The sequence below is a fragment of the Ruegeria sp. BE3 genome, from assembly GCF_056538865.1.
Genome location: NZ_JBQFTW010000001.1, coordinates 746,846 through 765,179, shown reverse-complemented (window position 1 = coordinate 765,179; position 18,334 = coordinate 746,846). Strand labels below are relative to the sequence as shown.

Here is an 18,334-nt window from a genome sequence, read left to right as displayed (position 1 = left end):
GCCACCAATCGTTGGATTTGTCACCTTTGGGTATCAACGATACTTGATTAAACCATACATTCCTCAATACGCTCGCTCGGAATACGATTTTTGCGAGTGAGTTATTATGAAAGTTCTTTCTTTTAAGCCCGGGCACGATGGCACCATCGCTGGAATTGATACCGACAAGAAAGAGCTTTTGTTCTCATATGAGGCTGAAAAAGACAGCTATCCCCGAAGCTCTGCGGTCAATCCGGACACGTTTATCGACGCCGCGACATGGTTCAAGGATTTGCCGGATGTCCTGGCGCTCAGCGGGTGGTCATCTACGGCAAATGGCCACGCGACATTAACCGGTGCCGGTCATCAGGGCCTCGGCAACCGTTCCGAAGTGGTTGGCAAAAAAACGTTCTTTGGAAGAACAATTGACTTCTATTCTTCAACCCACGAAAGATCCCATATCTGGAGCGCTTATGCATTGTCTCCGTTCGAACAGGGCGAACCTTGCTATGCGCTTGTTTGGGAGGAAGCGCTTGGCGATTTCTACGAAATTGATGCAGATTTGAACATTCGCCACCTTGGTCAGGTCATGGCGAAACCTTGGCTCAGGTATTCGTTTCTGCTTGATCTGGCCGATCCTGAACGGTTGCACGCCCACGACGGTTTCAGCAAAAAAGCACCGGGCAAGCTGATGGCAGCGGGTGCTATCGGGGACGCCCATGCGCAAGACACTGATGCCGAAACTTTGATCGCTCAGTTGCTCTATCAGGACAAGGCGTCTTTCACTCCAAGCAAAAGCGATTTCGCATCATCGCCTTTCCACAATATCGGCATCGACTCGAGCCGCTTCAGGAACCTGGCCGCAAAGTATTCCGACGCTATTTTCAACGCTTTTTATGAGTTCGCGAAGACTCATCTGAACAAAGGCTATCCTTTGCTGATTTCAGGTGATTGTGGCCTCAACTGTAACTGGAACACGCGATGGCGCGAGTGTGGTCTGTTTCGCGATGTCTTTGTCCCGCCCTGCACCAGCGATTCCGGCAGCTCGATTGGGACTGCCGTAGACGCCATGCGCCATTATAGCGGATGCGCCAAGCTTGATTGGTCGGTCTATTGTGGTCAGCCCTTTGTAGATGACCGTATCGACATGCCAGAGACTACGGTCGGCGAATTGAACCTCCGGGAAATCGCCGCAGACCTGTATGAAGACAAGGTTGTCGGTTGGGCGGCGGGGTGTTGCGAAATTGGGCCTCGTGCCCTCGGGAACCGATCTATTTTCGCATCCGCTTTCAAGGCCGAAAACCGAACCCGCCTGAACAGGATCAAAGGGCGCGCCGACGATGCCCCGGTAGCTCCGGTTTGCCTTGAAGAGGATGTCTCCGAGCACTTCGACTGGTCGGGACCATCACCTCATATGATGTATTTTCAGAATACCACCAACCCGGCCTTGAAGGCGGTACGTCACGTTGACGCCTCGGCGCGCGTTCAGACTGTAAATCGGGATCAGAACCCTGTGCTTTACAATCTTCTTACCGAGTTCAAAGCGCTTTCCGGTGTTGGCGTCCTCTGCAACACCTCGCTGAACTTCAAAAACGCCGGGTTCATCAATAAGACCAGTGACTTGTACTACTACGCGCGGTCATCGGGCCTTGACGCATTTGTTGCCGGTATTTCGTATGTTCGACTCAATTAGCGAGCGGTGCATTGCAAGGGGTTCAAATGCAAATCGCTACGATGTTGAGGTGATATGCAGTTTTGCGCGGTGCCTCCGAAATACCTCAACGCATATGTCCTATTTCTGCGCCCATTCTCCCTGCTTTTGAAGGGCCGCCTTGCCATTGTTTCATCAGCGCGACTTGCAGAGGCATCAATTGTATTGGCGTTATGACGGCCATCTATCGCCACAGGGCCACGCAGTCGTGGGGGAAATTCTGGTTGAGAGGCTTCCGAGCATCGGCAATTGATGATCTGTCTGCAGGATGTCGCAGAAACTGCCTCAGGGCCGAAGCGAGTTGAATGATACGATGCTATCGGGGTGCCTCAGCCCGATAGCTTTGACAACGCAAAGCTTCAAGGAACTCATACCTTTTCAAGCGAGGCGATGTTGACAAATCCTCGAACCATAGGGATTTAGAACCCGGTTGCACGAAAGTTGCTCCTTCGTGCAGCCAAGCGGGTCAAGTTAGATTTTTGCTGACCGATAATTTACACCAGCCCTTGCTAAGAGGGCCAGAACACAAGGCCTGTTGAGCGTCATGACCTACCACCCCAAATCGGATTTCATCGCCACGATGATCGAGCGCGGCTTTCTTGCCGACTGCACCGATTATCAGGGCCTTGACGACGCGCTGATCAGTGGGTGCAAACCGGCCTATATCGGCTTTGATGCGACGGCCAAGTCCTTGCATGTGGGCAGCCTGATCCAGATCATGATGCTGCGCTGGTTCCAGAAAACCGGCCACCAGCCGATCACTCTGATGGGCGGCGGCACCACCAAGGTGGGTGACCCCTCGTTCCGCGCCGATGAACGCCCCCTGCTGGGCCCCGAACAGATCGACGAAAACATCGCAGGCATCAAAAAGGTGTTTGCGGCCTATATCGACTACGACACCGAGGCCGAGAACAAGGCCTTGATGCTGAACAATGCCGAGTGGCTGGACGATCTGAATTACCTCGATTTCCTGCGCGATATCGGGCGGCATTTCTCGGTCAACCGGATGCTTTCGTTTGAATCCGTGAAATCGCGGCTGGATCGCGAGCAATCGCTCAGCTTCCTCGAATTCAACTACATGATCCTGCAGGCCTATGACTTCCTTGAGCTGAACCGCCGCTATGGCTGTGTTCTGCAAATGGGCGGCAGTGACCAGTGGGGCAATATCGTCAACGGCATCGACCTGACCCGCCGCGTGCTGGATCACGAGATCTATGGTCTGACTTCGCCCCTGCTGACCACCAGCGACGGCAAGAAGATGGGCAAATCGCAGGACGGCGCAGTCTGGCTGAACGCCGAGATGCGGTCTCCTTATGAATTCTGGCAGTTCTGGCGCAACACCACTGATGCGGATGTGGGGCGGTTCCTGAAGCTCTATACCGAATTGCCGGTGGATGAATGCGACCGTCTCGGCGCGCTGCAAGGGTCCGAGATCAACGAGGCCAAGATCCGCCTCGCCAACGAGGTCACGACCCTGCTGCACGGGGCCGAGGCGGCCGCGAACGCCGAGGCCACCGCGCGCGAAGTGTTCGAAAAAGGCGGTGTGGGCGGTGATCTCCCGACCCTCACGCTCAGCATGGATGAGCTGGGTGATGGCATGTCCATCGTCCAGATCATCGTGAAATCGGGTCTGGCGAAATCCGGCAAAGAGGCCAAGCGCCTGATCGCCGAAAACGGCGCCAAGCTGGACGACACCCCGCTGACCGATGCCGGTCTGATGATCGACGCTGGCGCGCTGTCTTCTCCGATCAAGCTGAGCGCGGGCAAGAAACGCCACGCACTGGTGCAATTGGGCTAACTCCAACTGCCACAAAGAAAAAACGGCCACCTGCATGAGGTGGCCGTTTCCTTTTTTGTTTCGGCAATTGCCCGAATTGATGGGCACCCGGCCTTCGCCTTACTTGCGGCCTTTGCCCTTACCTTTACCCTTGCCTTTGCCTCTGGCGGCGTCGGCACGGGATCTCGCATTCGCTGCCGCTGCCCTTGCACCGGCTCGCGCCCTGTCGGCTCTGGCGCGCGCTTTATCCGCGCGATCATTGCCACTTTTCTTTGCGCCGTCGTTACCGCCAGGCTTTCCACCCGGTTTGCCGCCGTCACCACCGTCACCTCCGGCACCGCCATCGCCACCGTCACCTCCGGCACCGCCGTCGCCACCATCACCTCCGGCACCGCCATCGCCACCGTCGCCTCCGGCACCGCCATCGCCACCATCACCTCCGGCACCACCATCGCCACCGTCACCTCCGGCGCCGCCGCCAGCGCCTCCGCCGCCTGCACCGCCATCACCAACGCCATTGCCGTCAGAGCTTCGGTCCTCACCACGCGATGTCGCTGCTGCTGAAATACTGGCGGTTGGCATATCGGTCAGCAGCCCCGCCAGCCCCGGGCATTGCGCACCCGTGACCCCCAGAACCGTTTCGAAATCCGACCGCCTTTGAAGCCGCTTCAGAAAGCTCGGGGTCACCTGCGCACAGTCGCACAGCCCCGCATAGTCTCCGGCATTGGCCAAATCCCGCGCCGTGCGTCCATCGCACACCTCCGGCGCGGCAGCCACGCTGCCAACCATCAATACCCCTAAAACAGGAGCCGCTACCATCGCGCCCAGTGCACGCTTCGCATTCTTTAACATAACCATATCGGTACCTCCTGAGTGTCAAACACGTGGTCGGAACGGATTGTTCATTCACGAAACGGCGACCCTTGCGTGAACGATCGTTTGGCACCTCGACACTCTCAAAACAGTAGACAGGGTGCGGGTCTTGCAGTTATTGAACAATCGTTCATATCCGAGAGAGGAACCGGCCATGCAGCTATCCACCACCGCAGCGGTCATCACCGGCGGCGCGTCCGGCCTGGGTGAGGCCACCGCCCGCCATTTCGCCGAACAGGGCGCACAGATCACAATCCTCGACCGCGACGCCGAGCGTGGCCCGCAGGTCGCTGCCGGGATCGGCGGTCATTTCGTGCAGACTGACGTGACCGACGAGGCATCGGTTGCCGCTGCCATCGAACAGGCTGTCCAGTCGATGGGCAAGATCACCGCCGCCGTGAACTGCGCCGGTATCGCGATCGGGGCCAAGACGGTCGGCAAAGACGGCCCCCACCCTCTCAACGCTTTTCAACGCACCATCGACATCAATCTGGTCGGCAGTTTCAACGTCTCGCGCCTCGCCGCCGCTGAAATGGCGAAGAACGACCCCGAATCCGATGGCGCGCGCGGCGTGATCATCAACACCGCATCAATCGCGGCCTTTGACGGGCAGAAGGGTCAAGCGGCCTATGCGGCCTCGAAAGGTGGCATTGTGGGGATGACGCTGCCGATGGCACGCGATCTGGCCTCGACCGGCATCCGTGTCATGGCCATCGCGCCGGGTATCTTCATGACCCCGATGCTGGCCGGACTGCCCGAAGAAGTGCAGCAACAACTGGCCGCCGACGTCCCCAACCCGCCCCGTCTGGGCGATCCGCGCGAATATGGACGGTTGGCCGGGTTCATCGTCGAGATGGGCTATCTGAACGGCGAGGTCATCCGCATCGACGGCGCCCTGCGGATGCGTTAACCCTGATGGCATGAGCGAGCGGCAGAAAATGGCGGCAGGTGAGTGGTACACCTGCCTCGATCCTGAACTAGAGCAGATGCGCCAGACCGCGCGCCGCGCTGTTCATGCCCACAACACCTACCCACCCGATGATCGCGGCGGCATGGCAGATGAACTGGCCGCACTGTTTGGTAAGATTGGGCAGGACTGCTTCATCGAGGCACCCTTCCACTGCGCCTATGGGATCAACCTGTCGCTGGGTGACCGAGTCTATTTCAATGCCGGCTGCACCATATTGGACACCGCCCCCGTGCGGATCGGCGATGGAACCCTGCTGGGACCCAATGTCCAGATCTACTGCGCTGAACACGCCCAAGATCCGACCCGGCGCGCGCAGGGTCTTGAGATCGCCCACCCGGTCACCATCGGGGAAAACGTCTGGATCGGCGGCGGGGCCATCATACTGCCCGGTGTTTCAATCGGTGACCGCGCCATCATCGGCGCGGGCAGCGTGGTGACGAAATCGGTAGCACCCGATGAAACGGTTGTGGGCAACCCGGCCCGTCCGATCACCGCGCGCGGATAGAATCTGTTTTCCACTCGTTTACAGAAAAAGTTGTACAACTCGGACACCTGAGCGATTTCAGGATGTACAACACGGACTATCCGGCCTCGGCCTTCTCCTCCAGCATCAGCCACTCTTCCTCGGCCGCCGACAGCTTTTCCTGCCGCTCGACTAGGGCATCGGTGGCTTTCTGGAACTTCACCGGCTCACGCGTGAACAGCTCGGGGTCTGACATCAGTTCCTCAAGCTTGGCGATCTCAGCCTCAAGCCGCGCGATCTCGGCAGGCAGTTTCTCAAGCCGGTGTTTCTCCGAGAAGGACAGCCCTACCTTTGGCTTGGCTTCTTGCTTCACCTTCGGCTTCGACGTCTTTGTTTTCTCTTCTTTTTTCTCAAAAACATCACCGCGCTGCGCGATGTAGTCAGACCAGCCACCGGCATAAACGGTTGCCCGTCCGGTGCCCTCCATCGCGATTGTCGTCGTGGCGACACGGTCCAGAAAATCCCGGTCGTGGCTGACCAGCAGCACGGTGCCGTCATAGTCGTCCAGCAATTCCTGAAGCAGATCCAGCGTCTCGACATCCAGATCGTTTGTCGGTTCATCCAGCACCAGAAGGTTCGACGGTTTCGCCATCAGCTTGGCCAACAGCAATCGCGCTTTTTCCCCTCCGGACAAGGACTTAACAGCCGCTCTTGCCTGCCGTTCATCGAACAGAAACTCTTTGAGATAGCCCACCACATGCTTGGGTTGCCCACCCACCATCACCTGATCGGCCTTGCCCGAAACCCGCATCTCGGGATCACCGGTCAGGCTGTCCCACAGCGTCATTTCAGGGTCGAGCTGCGCACGGGTCTGATCAAACACCGCGATCTCAAGATTTGTGCCCAGAGAGATGTTGCCCTCATCCGGTTCAACCTGACCCAGCAGCATTTTCAGCAGCGTCGTTTTGCCTACACCGTTGGGTCCGACAAAGGCCACCCGATCACCGCGCTGCACCAAAAGGTCAAAATTCCGAACGATCTGCTGTGCGCCAAAAGCCTTGGTAACACCCTTGGCCTCAATCACCTTGCGACCGGATTTAGGACCTGATTCCAATGCCATAGCCGCCGAGCCCTGACGCTTGATCTGTGCCGCTTTCTCGGCCCGTAAGGCTTGCAGGGCGCGCACCCTGCCTTGATTGCGCTTGCGTCGCGCGCTGATGCCTTCAACGGCCCATCGCGCCTCGGACTTGATCAGGCGGTTCAGCTTGTGGCGCTGCTGATCCTCCTCTTCCCAGACCTTGTCGCGCCAGCCCTCAAAGGCTTCAAACCCCTGCTCCTGCCGCCGCACGGCGCCCCGATCAATCCACAGCGTTGCTCGTGTCAGTGCGCGCAGAAACGCCCGGTCGTGCGAGATCAGAACATAGGCCGCACGCGTCGCGCCCAACTCACGCTCCAGCCAGGCAATCGCCTCGATATCCAGATGGTTGGTTGGCTCGTCCAGCAGCATCAGGTCCGGCGCTTCGGCCATCAGCTTGGCCAACGCCGCCCGCCGCCGCTCGCCGCCCGAGGCGGTCTCGACCGCGCGATCCGGGTCGAATTTTAGGCCCTCTCCAGCGCGTTCCACCTTGTACAGCTCACCGGGCTCCAACCCGCTGGAGGCGTAGTCGCCCAGCGTCGCGAACCCTTCCATTCCCGGGTCCTGTTCCATGTAACCCACGGATTTACCGGGCGGAATCACAATATCCCCCTGATCCGCCTCGACCAGCCCTGCCATTACTTTCATCAGGGTCGATTTTCCGGATCCGTTTCGCCCCACCAGCGCCACGCGGTCACCGGGTTGAACCACCAGATCAAGTTCGGAAAACACCGGATCGCCCCCGAAAGTCAGGGAAATGCCGGACATCTGCAACAAAGGAATTCTCGCCATGCCCGCCAGCTAAACCGGCCAAGGCAACGCGTCAACGCCCCTGCTTCACCTTTTCCGAAATACTCGGATCACCCGGCCACCGCCCGCAGCAAGCGTTTGCGGGCTGGGGGAATCGCTCCGATCTCAAGCCCCGTAAACACATGCAGCGTGTTCATACGCCGATCCACCACGGCATGGTCGCTGACCCATCCCCCCATCATCAGATAGGTCCGCAGCAAAGGCGGCATCCGCAGCATCGCCTGTTTCACATTCGGTCGACGACGCAGGCGCGCGGCAAAGCGAAACACATCCGGTGCCTTCACCCGCGGCAACCAGCGCTTGGGCGCCAGATGACGATGCTTCAGCATGGCAAACGCATCCAGATACTCGGCCGTCTCGGTCCCCGCGAAGGACGAGCAGCCAAACAGCATCTCAACCCCGTTCTGATCCACATATGCCGTCATCGCGCCCCATGCGACACGCAGGATATCGGGATCGGTCCAATCGGGGTGAATGCAGAACCGGCCCATCTCAACCATGGGACTGGTAAAATCATTTAACGCTGACAAATCATAGAATTGCGCCGAGTAGCTCTGCCCGATCTCGGAACCATCCTGCATCGTCAGCATTCGAAAACAGCAGACCAGATAACAATCTGCTTGCATATCTTCAATCAGAACATGCGCACATCGGGCGTCATACGCGTCATGATCCGTCTGGAGCGTGCCAAACGCCAGCGTGCGCAGGGCTTGCGCAGCTGCTATATCGCGCCCGGTCTGAGCCAGACGAGCGCGATAGCGGCCCCTGTTCAACAAATCAGCCATCGTCGCACCCTCCGCGGTTGCAGACCGGTTCGCATCTGTCTGGTCCCTAGCACAGTATGTGTGACTGTCCCGTGAACCTGCAAGCGTGTTGAGCGACTTAGTTGGAGACCCCTGGGATATTCGCCGGGTTGAAGTTGCCGATATTGCCAAGCAACTGGCGCAGGAATCCTTTGTCCTCGATGTTGGAATCGGTCACACGGCGGTCGAGGACGATGACATATCCATCATCAAGCCCAAACCGTTCGATGTTGCGCACAACGCCGCGCTGATCAAAACTGATCGCGACCAGCTCGCGCGATACGACCTTGGGCCGTCTGAGCCCGGACGTACGGATGCGCGAGGCAACATAATAGTAACCCGAATCCCGTACCACACCTGCGGAACTGGGTGCGCCAACGGCCTCTTCCACAGTTTCACGCGTATCGACGCCGACCTTGATCTTGGCCAGATCTTCTGGCGGCGGCACATAGCCGTGATTCTTAAAGATCGGCGTACATGCGCCTGCGACTGCCAGACAGGCCGCAAAGACAAGCGTTTTCGACGCTGGTTTCAACCTGTTCACACCCTTCAACATGCACACCCTCTTGCCTTGGCCCCTTGCGGACCCTATCCGATTACATCAAACCGCAGTCCCGGTTCAACACAGGAAAACCTCACGAATGAGCAACCAGACATCTTTGCGCGTCGCGGGCCTGCCGCAAAACGCTCCGACACCGTTTGATTTACGCCCGGCCGGCGAGGCACTTGAGGCGATCAAACTGGAGCTTGGCCTGCTGGGATTGCGCAAACTCAGCTTTGTGGGAGAGCTGCATGCGCAGGGTAAACGTGACTGGGCGCTTACCGGAAAGCTGGGCGCGACGGTGATCCAGCCCTGCGTCGTGACGCTGGAACCTGTGACCACGCGCATAGATGTCCCGGTGAGTCGCATCTTTTTGGCCAACTGGACCGATCCGGACGAGCCAGAGTTCGAAATCCCCGAAGATGATGAATCTGAACCGCTTGGCCCCGAGATCGATCCTGCCTTGATCATGGTTGAGGCCCTGTCGCTGGCCCTGCCCCAATACCCGCGCAAAGACGGCGCTGAACTGGGCCAATCCGACTATACCGAACCGGGCAAACAGGCCCTGACGGATGAGGATGTCAAACCCTTTGCCGGTCTGGCGGGGCTGCGGGATGCGCTAAAAAAAGACGAGTGACAGGGGGGTGTTTTCCTGTCATAGCAGGCCTTCAGAAAAACCGCTTGAACATGACGAGAATCGCAGTATTTTCGCGCGCTCATTGGAATTTGGGTTGGACATTGCGGGGCAAGCCCCTTAAACGCGCGTCAAACCACGAGAAAACAAAGTACGTAACCCGGCTGACGGCGAATCTGTCAGCCCTTATCAGACAAAGGTTGAGACCATGGCCGTCCAACAGAACAAAGTTTCCAAGTCGCGTCGCAACAACCGCCGCGCACACGACGCTCTGGTTGCTGCAAACCCGAACGAATGCCCGAACTGCGGCGAGCTGAAGCGCCCGCACCACGTTTGTGCCTCTTGCGGCCACTATGACGATCGCGAAGTCGTCGCTCAGGCCGACGAAATCGACCTGGACGAAGACGCGGCCTAAGCCTGATTGGACGCAGGCTAAGGCATGACGGATCAGCCCTCGCAAACCGGACGGATCATCATCTCGGTTGACGCTATGGGCGGAGATTCGGGCCCTGCCGTCGTTGTGGCGGGTATTGCCAAATCTGCGGACAAGAACCCGAAGATCGGGTTCATCCTGCACGGTCAGGAACAGGAATTGCGCAAGCTGGTTTCCAAACGGCGTGTCCTTGATGGGCGCGTCGTTTTTCGTGATTGCCCCGACGTGGTTACGATGGAGGACAAACCCAGCCAGGTTGTGCGCAGCGGCAAGAACACCTCAATGTGGTCCGCGCTTGAGGCGGTGCGCGCAGGTGAAGCGCATGGCGCGGTATCCTGCGGCAACACCGGCGCATTGATGGCGATGTCGATGCTGCGGCTGCGCAAGCTGCCCGGCGTGAACCGCCCTGCCATCGCGATCCTGTGGCCCTCACGCAATCCGCAAGGATTCAACGTGATGTTGGACGTAGGCGCGGATGTGCGGGCTGACGCCAAGGACCTGCTGCAATATGCGCTGATGGGAGCCTCCTACGCGCGCAACGGTATGGCGCTCAGCCGCCCCCGCATTGGTCTGCTGAATGTCGGAACCGAAGAACACAAAGGCCGGGCCGAGCTGAAAGAAGCGCATGCGATGATCTCGGATTTTGCCGAACAGGCGAATTTTGAGTTCGTGGGCTTTGTCGAAGGCAGTGATATCCCCGGCGACAAGGCCGATGTGATCGTGACGGACGGGTTCACAGGCAATGTCGCGATCAAAACCGGCGAAGGCACTGCCAACCTGATCGGAGATCTTCTGCGGCAGGCGTTCAAGTATTCCCCCCTGTCCAGGCTGGCCTCGATCCTTGCGATCACGTCGCTCAACCGTCTGAAAAAGCGGATCGACCCCCGTCGCGTGAATGGGGGCGTTTTCCTTGGCCTGAACGGAACCGTCATTAAATCTCATGGTGGAGCAGACGCGACAGGCGTTTCAGCAGCGGTCAAACTGGCGTTTACGCTGGCTGAATCCGGCTTCTCCGAAAAATTGGCGGCACGGGTTGCATCAACAGCCGCACTTGCACAAGATGCGGCCCATTCCGTGTCTCAATCGGAATAATAACAAAAAAGGCAGTACCCCAGCATGGCAGGCCGCTCAGTTGTTGTAGGTGTCGGACATTATTTGCCGGAGCGCGTTGTGCCAAACGCTGAGTTCGAGCAAACACTGGATACGACGGATGAGTGGATTCGCAGCCGATCCGGTATCGAGCGGCGACATTTCGCAGCCGATGATGAAACCACTTCCGATCTGGCCACCAAAGCGGCCGAGGCCGCGCTGGCTGATGCCGGGCTGACTGCTGAAGACATTGACGCCATCGTTCTGGCAACCTCAACCGCCGATCTGACCTTTCCGTCTGCAGCGACAATGGTTCAGGCCCGGTTGGGCATGACCAACGGCTTTGCGTTTGACGTGCAAGCCGTCTGCGCCGGTTTTGTATTCGCACTGAGCAATGCCAATGCTCTGATCCTGTCTGGTCAGGCCAAGCGAGTGCTGGTGATCGGGGCCGAGACCTTTTCGCGAATCATGGACTGGACCGATCGTTCGACCTGCGTCTTGTTCGGCGATGGCGCAGGTGCATTGGTGCTGGAAGAACAGGAAGGCAATGGCACGCCTGATGATCGTGGCATTCTGGCGACCGATCTGAATTCGGACGGGCGTTACAAGGATCTGCTTTATGTCGATGGCGGGGTCTCGACCCAATCCACCGGGCATCTGCGCATGCAAGGCAATCAGGTTTTCCGTCACGCCGTCGAGAAACTGGCCAGAACAGCCGAGGTCGCGCTGGAACGTGCGGGCCTGACCAGCAACGATGTGGACTGGATCGTGCCGCATCAGGCCAATATCCGCATCATTCAGGGCACCGCCAAGAAAATGGGCCTGCCGATGGATCATGTCGTCGTCACGGTTCAGGACCACGGCAACACCTCGGCAGCATCGATTCCCCTGGCACTGTCCGTTGGCAAGCAGCGTGGACAGATCAAACAGGGCGATCTGATCGTGACTGAAGCCATCGGTGGCGGTTTGGCCTGGGGCGCGGTCGCCCTACGCTGGTAACCGGCACAATCCGGCTTACAGAGCCGCCCGCAATTCATTGATATTGACAGCGAATTTCGCATCGCCATATGCTTCCCCATCAACAGGGGAAAAAGTATGGGCGACAAAACACTAACCCGAATGGATCTGAGCGAGGCCGTCTTCCGTGAGGTAGGCCTGTCACGCAACGAAAGCGCGCAGTTGGTCGAAAGCGTACTGAACCACATGTCCGACGCGCTGGTGCGTGGCGAGCAAGTGAAGATTTCGTCTTTTGGCACGTTCAGCGTTCGGGACAAAACCGCCCGCATTGGCCGCAACCCCAAAACCGGTGAAGAAGTTCCTATCCAGCCGCGCCGCGTGCTGACCTTCCGCCCGTCGCACCTGATGAAGGATCGCGTCGCAGCCGGGAATCGCAAGTAAGTTCAGGACGTCTGTGTTATGAGTAAGTCCCCCGACGCATTTCGCACGATCAGTGAAGTTGCGGATTGGCTCGGAGTTCAGGCTCATGTGCTGCGATTCTGGGAAAGCAAGTTCACGCAGGTCAAGCCCGTCAAACGAGCCGGAGGGCGGCGATACTACCGCCCCAATGATATGCGCCTGCTGGGTGGCATCAAGAAACTGCTCCATGAAGATGGGATCACCATCAAAGGCGTTCAGCGCATCCTGCGCGAACAAGGTGTGGCACATGTGGCGTCTTTGTCTCCCGCGCTCGACGAAACCGCGCCAGAGCCTGCGCCCGAAAGCACGGTTGTGCCCTTCACCGCAAAACCGGCGGCAGAGCCAGCGGATCAGATCAACTTGGATCTGGGTGAGCCTGTCCAGCCCGCCGCCACAAAGCCCCCGGCCCCGGCAGCCGTGGAACAGCCACAACAGCCTGATGAGGTCGATGCGGCTCCGTTGATGGGGGGTATTGCTTCGCTGGCGTGGAATCGAGGCGACTATGACGACGAGCTGCTGAAGCAAATTGCGCCGATCGCAAAGGATCTGCGCAGCTGGCTGGATCGCGTTGAACACCACGCGGCGGGATAGCAAAAAAGGCGATGATTTCCTCTTGCCCCTGCCGGGAAAGTCTTTATGAACACCTCAACGTCGGGCTATGGCGCAGCCTGGTAGCGCGTCCGTCTGGGGGACGGAAGGTCGCAGGTTCGAGTCCTGCTAGCCCGACCAAATCACACCGACGTTTATGGCACATAGGCCGGATCCCGCTCTGGCATCAGGGGGGATCGAGATGACAGGTGTTTGCCCAAACCAGCAGCTGGAAGCGATGATCGCGCGTGGTGAGATCACTGCGAACCCGGATGTCATCCCGGCCCAAGTGCAGCCGGCCAGCCTTGATCTGCGTTTGGGAACAGTAGCTTACCGGGTGCGCGCCTCGTTCCTGGCAGGCGAAGGGCGGACCGTTGCAGATCGTCTGGCTGAGTTCGAGATGCATCGCATCGACATCACCGACGGCGCGGTTCTGGAAAAAGGCTGCGTTTATCTGGTGCCCCTGATGGAAGCGCTTGCGCTGCCCGGCGATGTCAGCGCCGTGGCCAACGCCAAAAGCTCGACCGGGCGGCTGGACCTGTTGACCCGCACCATCACCGATGGCGGCACCGAGTTTGACCGGGTGCCCGCAGGTTATACCGGCCCGCTTTATGCAGAGATCTGTCCGCGCTCTTTTTCGGTGCTGGTGCGCCCCGGCATGCGGCTGAATCAGATCCGTTTCCGCAAGGGTCAGGCTGTTCTGAGCGACGCCGAACTGACCGCGTTGCATGGACAGACGCCGTTGGTCGACGGGCCAGCCGTCATTCAGGACGGCCTGGGGTTCTCGGTCGATCTGCGGCTGCCCGACACCGATCTGGTCGGTTATCGCGCCAAACCCCATACCGGGGTGATCGATCTGGACCGGATCGGCGAATACGACCCGCAGGAATATTGGGAGGAGGTGCGCACCAAGGACGGGCGCATCATCCTTGACCCCGGTGCGTTCTACATCCTCGTCAGCCGCGAGGCGGTGCATATCCCACCAATGTACGCCGCAGAAATGGCCCCATATCTGGCCATGGTGGGTGAGTTCCGTGTGCATTACGCCGGGTTCTTCGACCCGGGTTTCGGTCATGCCGAAGCGGGTGGTGCCGGATCACGTGGTGTGCTGGAAGTACGCTGCCATGAGGCGCCCTTTGTGCTTGAGCACGGACAGGTCGTTGGGCGGCTGGTTTATGAGAAGATGGCTGAGATGCCGACGCAGCTATATGGCGCAGGCATTGCTTCGAACTATCAGGGTCAGGGCCTGAAATTGTCCAAGCATTTCAAGGCTGTTGGTTGATCCTCAGAACTTCATGAACCTGCGCATCTGGCGGGTCATCTGCTTCATCTGATTGGCGTTCTGTTTCTGGCGCGCGGCGGTGTCGTGCATCTGGCGGTCAGCTTCCGGGTTGCCCGGGGTCTCTGACTGATCCGGTTTGCGTCCCACTCGGCTTGCCAGATCGATCCCCTTGTTGACCCCATGGTTCACAAGGCGACGGGTCACTTGGCGCACGATCATGTCGATGATCCGATTGGCATTCATTGGCTCAACTCCGTTTCCTGCACTCTAAAATAGGCACGTTCTGCGGCAACAAAAGGGCTGTCCGATCACTCTTCCTCGAACAGCTCTGTCTGATCTTCGTCCTCGTCTGCTTCCTGCCCCTCGCCCAGAGGCACGGTGCCGGGCGGAGGCCGGTTTTCCAGCAACCCTGCGGCGCGCAGCTCTTTCAGGCCCGGCAGGTCGCGGGCATTCTCCAAGCCGAAATGATCCAGAAACTCGGGCGTCACCACAAAGGTCACCGGACGACCCGGCGTCATGCGGCGTCGACCTAGCCTGATCCACTCCATTTCAAGAAGCTGATCGATGGTGCCACGCGAGACGGAAACACCGCGGATTTCCTCGATCTCGGCCCGCGTGCAGGGCTGGTGATAGGCGACGATCGCCAGCGTTTCGATTGCGGCCCGGCTCAGCTTGCGGGTCTCAACTGTTTCCTTCTGCATTAGAAAGCCCAGATCGGGTGCGGTACGGATCGCCCAAGCCTCGCCCACTCGTACGACACGCACACCACGCCCTTCATAGCGCTTCTGAAGCGATTCAACGGCTTGCGCGGCATTGCTGCCATGAGGCATCCGCGCTTCAAGATCACCAATCGTCACCGGCTCGGCGCTTGCGAACAGCACAGCTTCGACCATCCGCTCTTGTTCAGCCAGCGGAGGTGCTTCGAACAGCGTACCTGTTTCTTCGGGTGCGTCAGTCACGTGTTTCGGTCCTCTTACGCAGTTGGATCGGGGCAAAGGTTTCGCTTTGCTTGATCTCCATATGTCCTTCTTTCACCAGCTCCAGCGAGGCTGCAAAGGTCGCAGCGGTAGCCGAACGGCGGCGCACCGGGTCGGCATCCCAGCCTTCGGGCAGATAGGTCTCCATGTCCGTCCAAGCACCGGCAAAGCCAATCAAGGGCCGCATCCGCTCCAGCGCTTGTTCCATCGTAAAGACGGCATCACGGTCCATGACGAAGGGACGGAATTCGTCACGAGTGCGGATACGCGCATAGCCCTGCATCAGGTCCAGCAGCGTGGCGGAGTAGGTCACGGTGCGGATGCGGGTGACATCCTCGCCCTGCCCGCGCTTGAAGAAATCGCGACCCAGCTGATCACGCGCCATCAGCCGTGCGGCGGCATCACGCATGGCCTGCAGGCGTTCCAACTGGAACGCGAGGTGCGCGGCCAGTTCCTCACCCGACGGCCCTTCATCATCCGGATCAGGGGGCAACAGCAAACGGGATTTGAGAAAGGCCAGCCACGCAGCCATGACCAGATAGTCGGCGGCCAGTTCGATCCGCAGTTGCCGTGCCTTTTCGACGAATGTCAGATATTGCTGCGCCAGCGCCAGAACCGAGATCTTGCGCAGATCCACCTTTTGCGTCCGCGACAGGGTCAGCAGCACATCCAACGGGCCTTCAAACCCATCAACGTCAACAATCAGCGCTTCGGCTGCAAGCCGATCCGCGACCGAGACCGGGTCTTCGCTGAAAAGGTTATCCTGCATATACCTGCCCGCCCATTAGGGCAGATAGTTCCGCCTCGGCGGCTTGGATGTCAAGTTCCTGTGGCGGTTGCCGCTGGGCCAACGCCCGATCTGCGCGGGCTTGTGCCGCATCCGACATCTCACCAGCGGCTTCGAGCACCTTAGCACGTTCTTCAAAGGCCCCGTTGCAGTGCAAGGCCACATCGCATCCGGCGTCCAGCGCCTGACGGGCCAAATCAGCGGGCGTGCCCTGCAAAGCCTTCATCGTGATATCGTCGGTCATGATCAGACCGTCGAAACCGATCCGCTCCCTGATCAGCGTCATCATTCCAGCCGAGATCGTCGCAGGCCGAGGGTCAATCTGGTCATAAACCAGATGCGCCGTCATCCCCATCGGCAGATCATTGAGCGCTCTGAACGGGGCAAAATCGGCCTCTTCCAGCGCATCCAGCGAAAGATCCACATGCGGCAGGTCGTGATGGCTATCGAGCGTTGATAAGCCATGGCCAGGCATGTGCTTCACAATCGGCAGCACACCACCATCCAGATGGCCGTTCGCAACGGCCCATCCTATCGCAGAAACCTGTTCTGGATCAGAAGCATAGCAACGATTCTTCAGGAATGCATGGGTATCGTCGCGGGCCAGATCGACCATCGGTGCACAGTTGCTGTCGATGCCCAGAGCCAGCAGTTCATCCGCAATCAGGCGATAGCGCAGATACATCGCACGCTCAGCCTGATCCCCGGCACGCGCGACATGGTCCAGCGGAGGCATCCATTCACGGGCCAAAGGTGCGCGCAGGCGCTGCACGCGGCCCCCCTCCTGATCCACGGTGATCAGACAATTTCGGCCAACGGCCTCGCGGAAATCGTCGCACAGGGCGCGAGTCTGGTCGGCGGTTTCAATGTTGCGGGCAAACAAAATGAACCCGAACGGGTTCATTTCTTTGAACAGGGCTTTCTCGTCTGCCGTCAGGCGCAGCCCATGGGCATCGGTGATGACTGCTCCGAACTTCAACGAACGGCGACCGGAATACAATCGGCGCCCTGCGCGACCAAGGCGGCACAAAACTGACGCGAGTCGCTCAGATCATCAAACCCCATGACACGCAGGCGATAGAAGGTGCGTCCACCACTTGAGGTTTTCTGGATAACGCGCTGCTTTCCATCCATATACTCGCCAAAGCGACCATTCAATCGCGCCCATTCGGCCTGGGCTACATCAGCGCTTTCATAGGCACCAAGCTGCGCCAGCCGTGTCCCTTTGGCCAACGTGTCGGGGTCCACATCCTGACCAACGGCAGCCTTTACGGCCGCGTTGATCGCCGCCTCGGTGGCGCTGTTAGACGTGATGGAACTGGGCGTAGCGCGGGCCGGACGCACCTGCGGGCGCAGCGACCGGCGCACGCCCGGCAGCGCAGCAATCGCCGGGTCAGGCTGTTGTGCGGCGTAATCAACCGGATCAATTGCGGGCTCTTCTTCTGGCGTGACTAGCGCGGCGAGTTGCACGCCCTGCTCTTCACCCTGCTCAGGCTGGGTTTCGGCGGCAAGCCCTTCGACCAGTGCATTCACGACGGCTTGATCGGTGGCGGGTTCTTCGATCACTTGCACGGCGTTTGTCGCCTCAAGCGCAGCCATAGGCGTGTCTTCGTCGGTCAACGACACAGGGCGCGGGGCAAGGATCAGGCGATCCGCCGGGGGGGCTGCAGTTCCAACTGCGGCCACAGCGTTCACAGCCAGACCCTGATGATCGGCAGGCGTGCCACCCGGGTTCTCGGGCTGCACGCGCATGGGCCCTTCGGCAGCCCGCACAACCGGCACGCCGCTGACGTCGCGCATGATCAATTGATAACCCCAGACGCCAACGCCTGCGACCAGTGCCAGAGACGCAACCGCCCCAAGCACATTGACAATGCGACCCAACCCTGCGCCTGCGCGCGGGGCCTCGTCATAGCCATAGCTTTCGTCGGGATAGCCATACGCATCTTCAGGATGCGTTTGATTCGAGTAATGCATCTGCTCGGGGCTTGCCTGCCCCGAGTAATCGTAACGTGCCATATCCGCCTCACCGCCCGTTTCGCGCCTTAAAAAGTGGCGCGCGGGTC

The 18,334-nt window shown here is 59.2% G+C and carries 20 protein-coding genes and 1 tRNA gene; 12 read left to right on the top strand and 9 right to left on the bottom strand.

All coding sequences use genetic code 11. The features are described from left to right. Positions 1–106: 106 nt before the first annotated feature. Positions 107–1,672: a carbamoyltransferase C-terminal domain-containing protein gene (locus tag ACR0AZ_RS03790; RefSeq protein ID WP_480666802.1), complete on the top strand. Its 1,566-nt coding sequence runs from the start codon at positions 107–109 to the stop codon at positions 1,670–1,672. 562 nt (positions 1,673–2,234) lie between these two features. Further along, on the top strand, positions 2,235–3,488 hold the full coding sequence (gene tyrS / locus ACR0AZ_RS03785; RefSeq protein ID WP_480657419.1) for a tyrosine--tRNA ligase: 1,254 nt from the start codon (positions 2,235–2,237) through the stop codon (positions 3,486–3,488). Between the two features lie 99 nt (positions 3,489–3,587). Here tyrS and ACR0AZ_RS03780 read toward each other — a convergent pair whose 3' ends face one another. Further along, positions 3,588–4,325: a hypothetical protein gene (locus ACR0AZ_RS03780; protein WP_480666801.1), complete on the bottom strand. Its 738-nt coding sequence runs from the start codon at positions 4,323–4,325 to the stop codon at positions 3,588–3,590. A gap of 169 nt (positions 4,326–4,494) precedes the next feature. Here ACR0AZ_RS03780 and ACR0AZ_RS03775 point away from each other — a divergent pair, with 169 nt between their 5' ends. Continuing rightward, complete coding sequence (locus tag ACR0AZ_RS03775) at positions 4,495–5,250, top strand: 3-hydroxyacyl-CoA dehydrogenase (protein ID WP_480469561.1); 756 nt, start codon at positions 4,495–4,497, stop codon at positions 5,248–5,250. 10 nt (positions 5,251–5,260) lie between these two features. Beyond that, complete coding sequence (locus tag ACR0AZ_RS03770; protein ID WP_480469560.1) at positions 5,261–5,815, top strand: sugar O-acetyltransferase; 555 nt, start codon at positions 5,261–5,263, stop codon at positions 5,813–5,815. A 76-nt stretch (positions 5,816–5,891) separates the two neighbouring features. Here the strand turns inward: ACR0AZ_RS03770 and ACR0AZ_RS03765 are convergent, their stop codons facing one another. The 3 genes from ACR0AZ_RS03765 to ACR0AZ_RS03755 form a co-directional block, all read right to left on the bottom strand. Continuing rightward, the gene (locus tag ACR0AZ_RS03765; protein ID WP_480469559.1) at positions 5,892–7,700 is read right to left on the bottom strand and encodes an ABC-F family ATP-binding cassette domain-containing protein; all 1,809 of its coding nucleotides are present in this window, start codon (positions 7,698–7,700) and stop codon (positions 5,892–5,894) included. A 68-nt stretch (positions 7,701–7,768) separates the two neighbouring features. Further along, positions 7,769–8,503: a GNAT family N-acetyltransferase gene (locus ACR0AZ_RS03760; RefSeq protein WP_480469558.1), complete on the bottom strand. Its 735-nt coding sequence runs from the start codon at positions 8,501–8,503 to the stop codon at positions 7,769–7,771. A gap of 97 nt (positions 8,504–8,600) precedes the next feature. After that, positions 8,601–9,077 (bottom strand): outer membrane protein assembly factor BamE, encoded by a 477-nt coding sequence (locus tag ACR0AZ_RS03755; protein ID WP_480469557.1) that lies wholly within the window; start codon positions 9,075–9,077, stop codon positions 8,601–8,603. A gap of 85 nt (positions 9,078–9,162) precedes the next feature. On the opposite strand from ACR0AZ_RS03755, the gene ACR0AZ_RS03750 reads away from it, so the two are divergent. The 8 genes from ACR0AZ_RS03750 to ACR0AZ_RS03715 all read left to right on the top strand — a co-directional run bounded on the left by ACR0AZ_RS03750 (position 9,163) and on the right by ACR0AZ_RS03715 (position 14,504). Next, the gene (locus ACR0AZ_RS03750; RefSeq protein ID WP_480469556.1) at positions 9,163–9,699 is read left to right on the top strand and encodes a YceD family protein; all 537 of its coding nucleotides are present in this window, start codon (positions 9,163–9,165) and stop codon (positions 9,697–9,699) included. Positions 9,700–9,904: 205 nt separating this feature from the next. After that, positions 9,905–10,111: a 50S ribosomal protein L32 gene (gene rpmF / locus ACR0AZ_RS03745; RefSeq protein WP_008756996.1), complete on the top strand. Its 207-nt coding sequence runs from the start codon at positions 9,905–9,907 to the stop codon at positions 10,109–10,111. Between the two features lie 24 nt (positions 10,112–10,135). Next, on the top strand, positions 10,136–11,221 hold the full coding sequence (gene plsX, locus ACR0AZ_RS03740; RefSeq protein ID WP_480469555.1) for a phosphate acyltransferase PlsX: 1,086 nt from the start codon (positions 10,136–10,138) through the stop codon (positions 11,219–11,221). A gap of 24 nt (positions 11,222–11,245) precedes the next feature. After that, entirely contained in the window at positions 11,246–12,217 is a 972-nt protein-coding gene (locus ACR0AZ_RS03735) for a beta-ketoacyl-ACP synthase III (protein WP_480469554.1), read from the top strand. Positions 12,218–12,313: 96 nt separating this feature from the next. Then, entirely contained in the window at positions 12,314–12,616 is a 303-nt protein-coding gene (ihfA, locus tag ACR0AZ_RS03730) for an integration host factor subunit alpha (protein WP_008755922.1), read from the top strand. A gap of 18 nt (positions 12,617–12,634) precedes the next feature. Continuing rightward, positions 12,635–13,225 (top strand): MerR family transcriptional regulator, encoded by a 591-nt coding sequence (locus tag ACR0AZ_RS03725; protein ID WP_480666800.1) that lies wholly within the window; start codon positions 12,635–12,637, stop codon positions 13,223–13,225. 61 nt (positions 13,226–13,286) lie between these two features. After that, positions 13,287–13,363: transfer RNA gene (locus ACR0AZ_RS03720), tRNA-Pro, on the top strand. Between the two features lie 61 nt (positions 13,364–13,424). Next, positions 13,425–14,504, top strand: coding sequence for a 2'-deoxycytidine 5'-triphosphate deaminase (locus ACR0AZ_RS03715; RefSeq protein ID WP_480657410.1), 1,080 nt, complete (start codon positions 13,425–13,427; stop codon positions 14,502–14,504). 3 nt (positions 14,505–14,507) lie between these two features. Here the strand turns inward: ACR0AZ_RS03715 and ACR0AZ_RS03710 are convergent, their stop codons facing one another. From ACR0AZ_RS03710 to ACR0AZ_RS03690, 5 genes are all read right to left on the bottom strand, one after another. Beyond that, the gene (locus ACR0AZ_RS03710; RefSeq protein ID WP_480469551.1) at positions 14,508–14,747 is read right to left on the bottom strand and encodes a hypothetical protein; all 240 of its coding nucleotides are present in this window, start codon (positions 14,745–14,747) and stop codon (positions 14,508–14,510) included. A 65-nt stretch (positions 14,748–14,812) separates the two neighbouring features. Next, entirely contained in the window at positions 14,813–15,463 is a 651-nt protein-coding gene (gene scpB / locus ACR0AZ_RS03705) for an SMC-Scp complex subunit ScpB (protein ID WP_480469550.1), read from the bottom strand. After that, positions 15,456–16,250: a segregation and condensation protein A gene (locus tag ACR0AZ_RS03700; RefSeq protein WP_480666799.1), complete on the bottom strand. Its 795-nt coding sequence runs from the start codon at positions 16,248–16,250 to the stop codon at positions 15,456–15,458. Before ACR0AZ_RS03700 ends, scpB begins: the two co-directional genes overlap by 8 nt. Then, positions 16,240–17,247: a beta-N-acetylhexosaminidase gene (gene nagZ, locus ACR0AZ_RS03695; protein ID WP_480666798.1), complete on the bottom strand. Its 1,008-nt coding sequence runs from the start codon at positions 17,245–17,247 to the stop codon at positions 16,240–16,242. Before nagZ ends, ACR0AZ_RS03700 begins: the two co-directional genes overlap by 11 nt. Further along, positions 17,244–18,287, bottom strand: coding sequence for an SPOR domain-containing protein (locus ACR0AZ_RS03690; protein ID WP_480469548.1), 1,044 nt, complete (start codon positions 18,285–18,287; stop codon positions 17,244–17,246). The genes nagZ and ACR0AZ_RS03690 overlap by 4 nt, the downstream gene beginning before the upstream one ends. Positions 18,288–18,334: the final 47 nt, after the last annotated feature.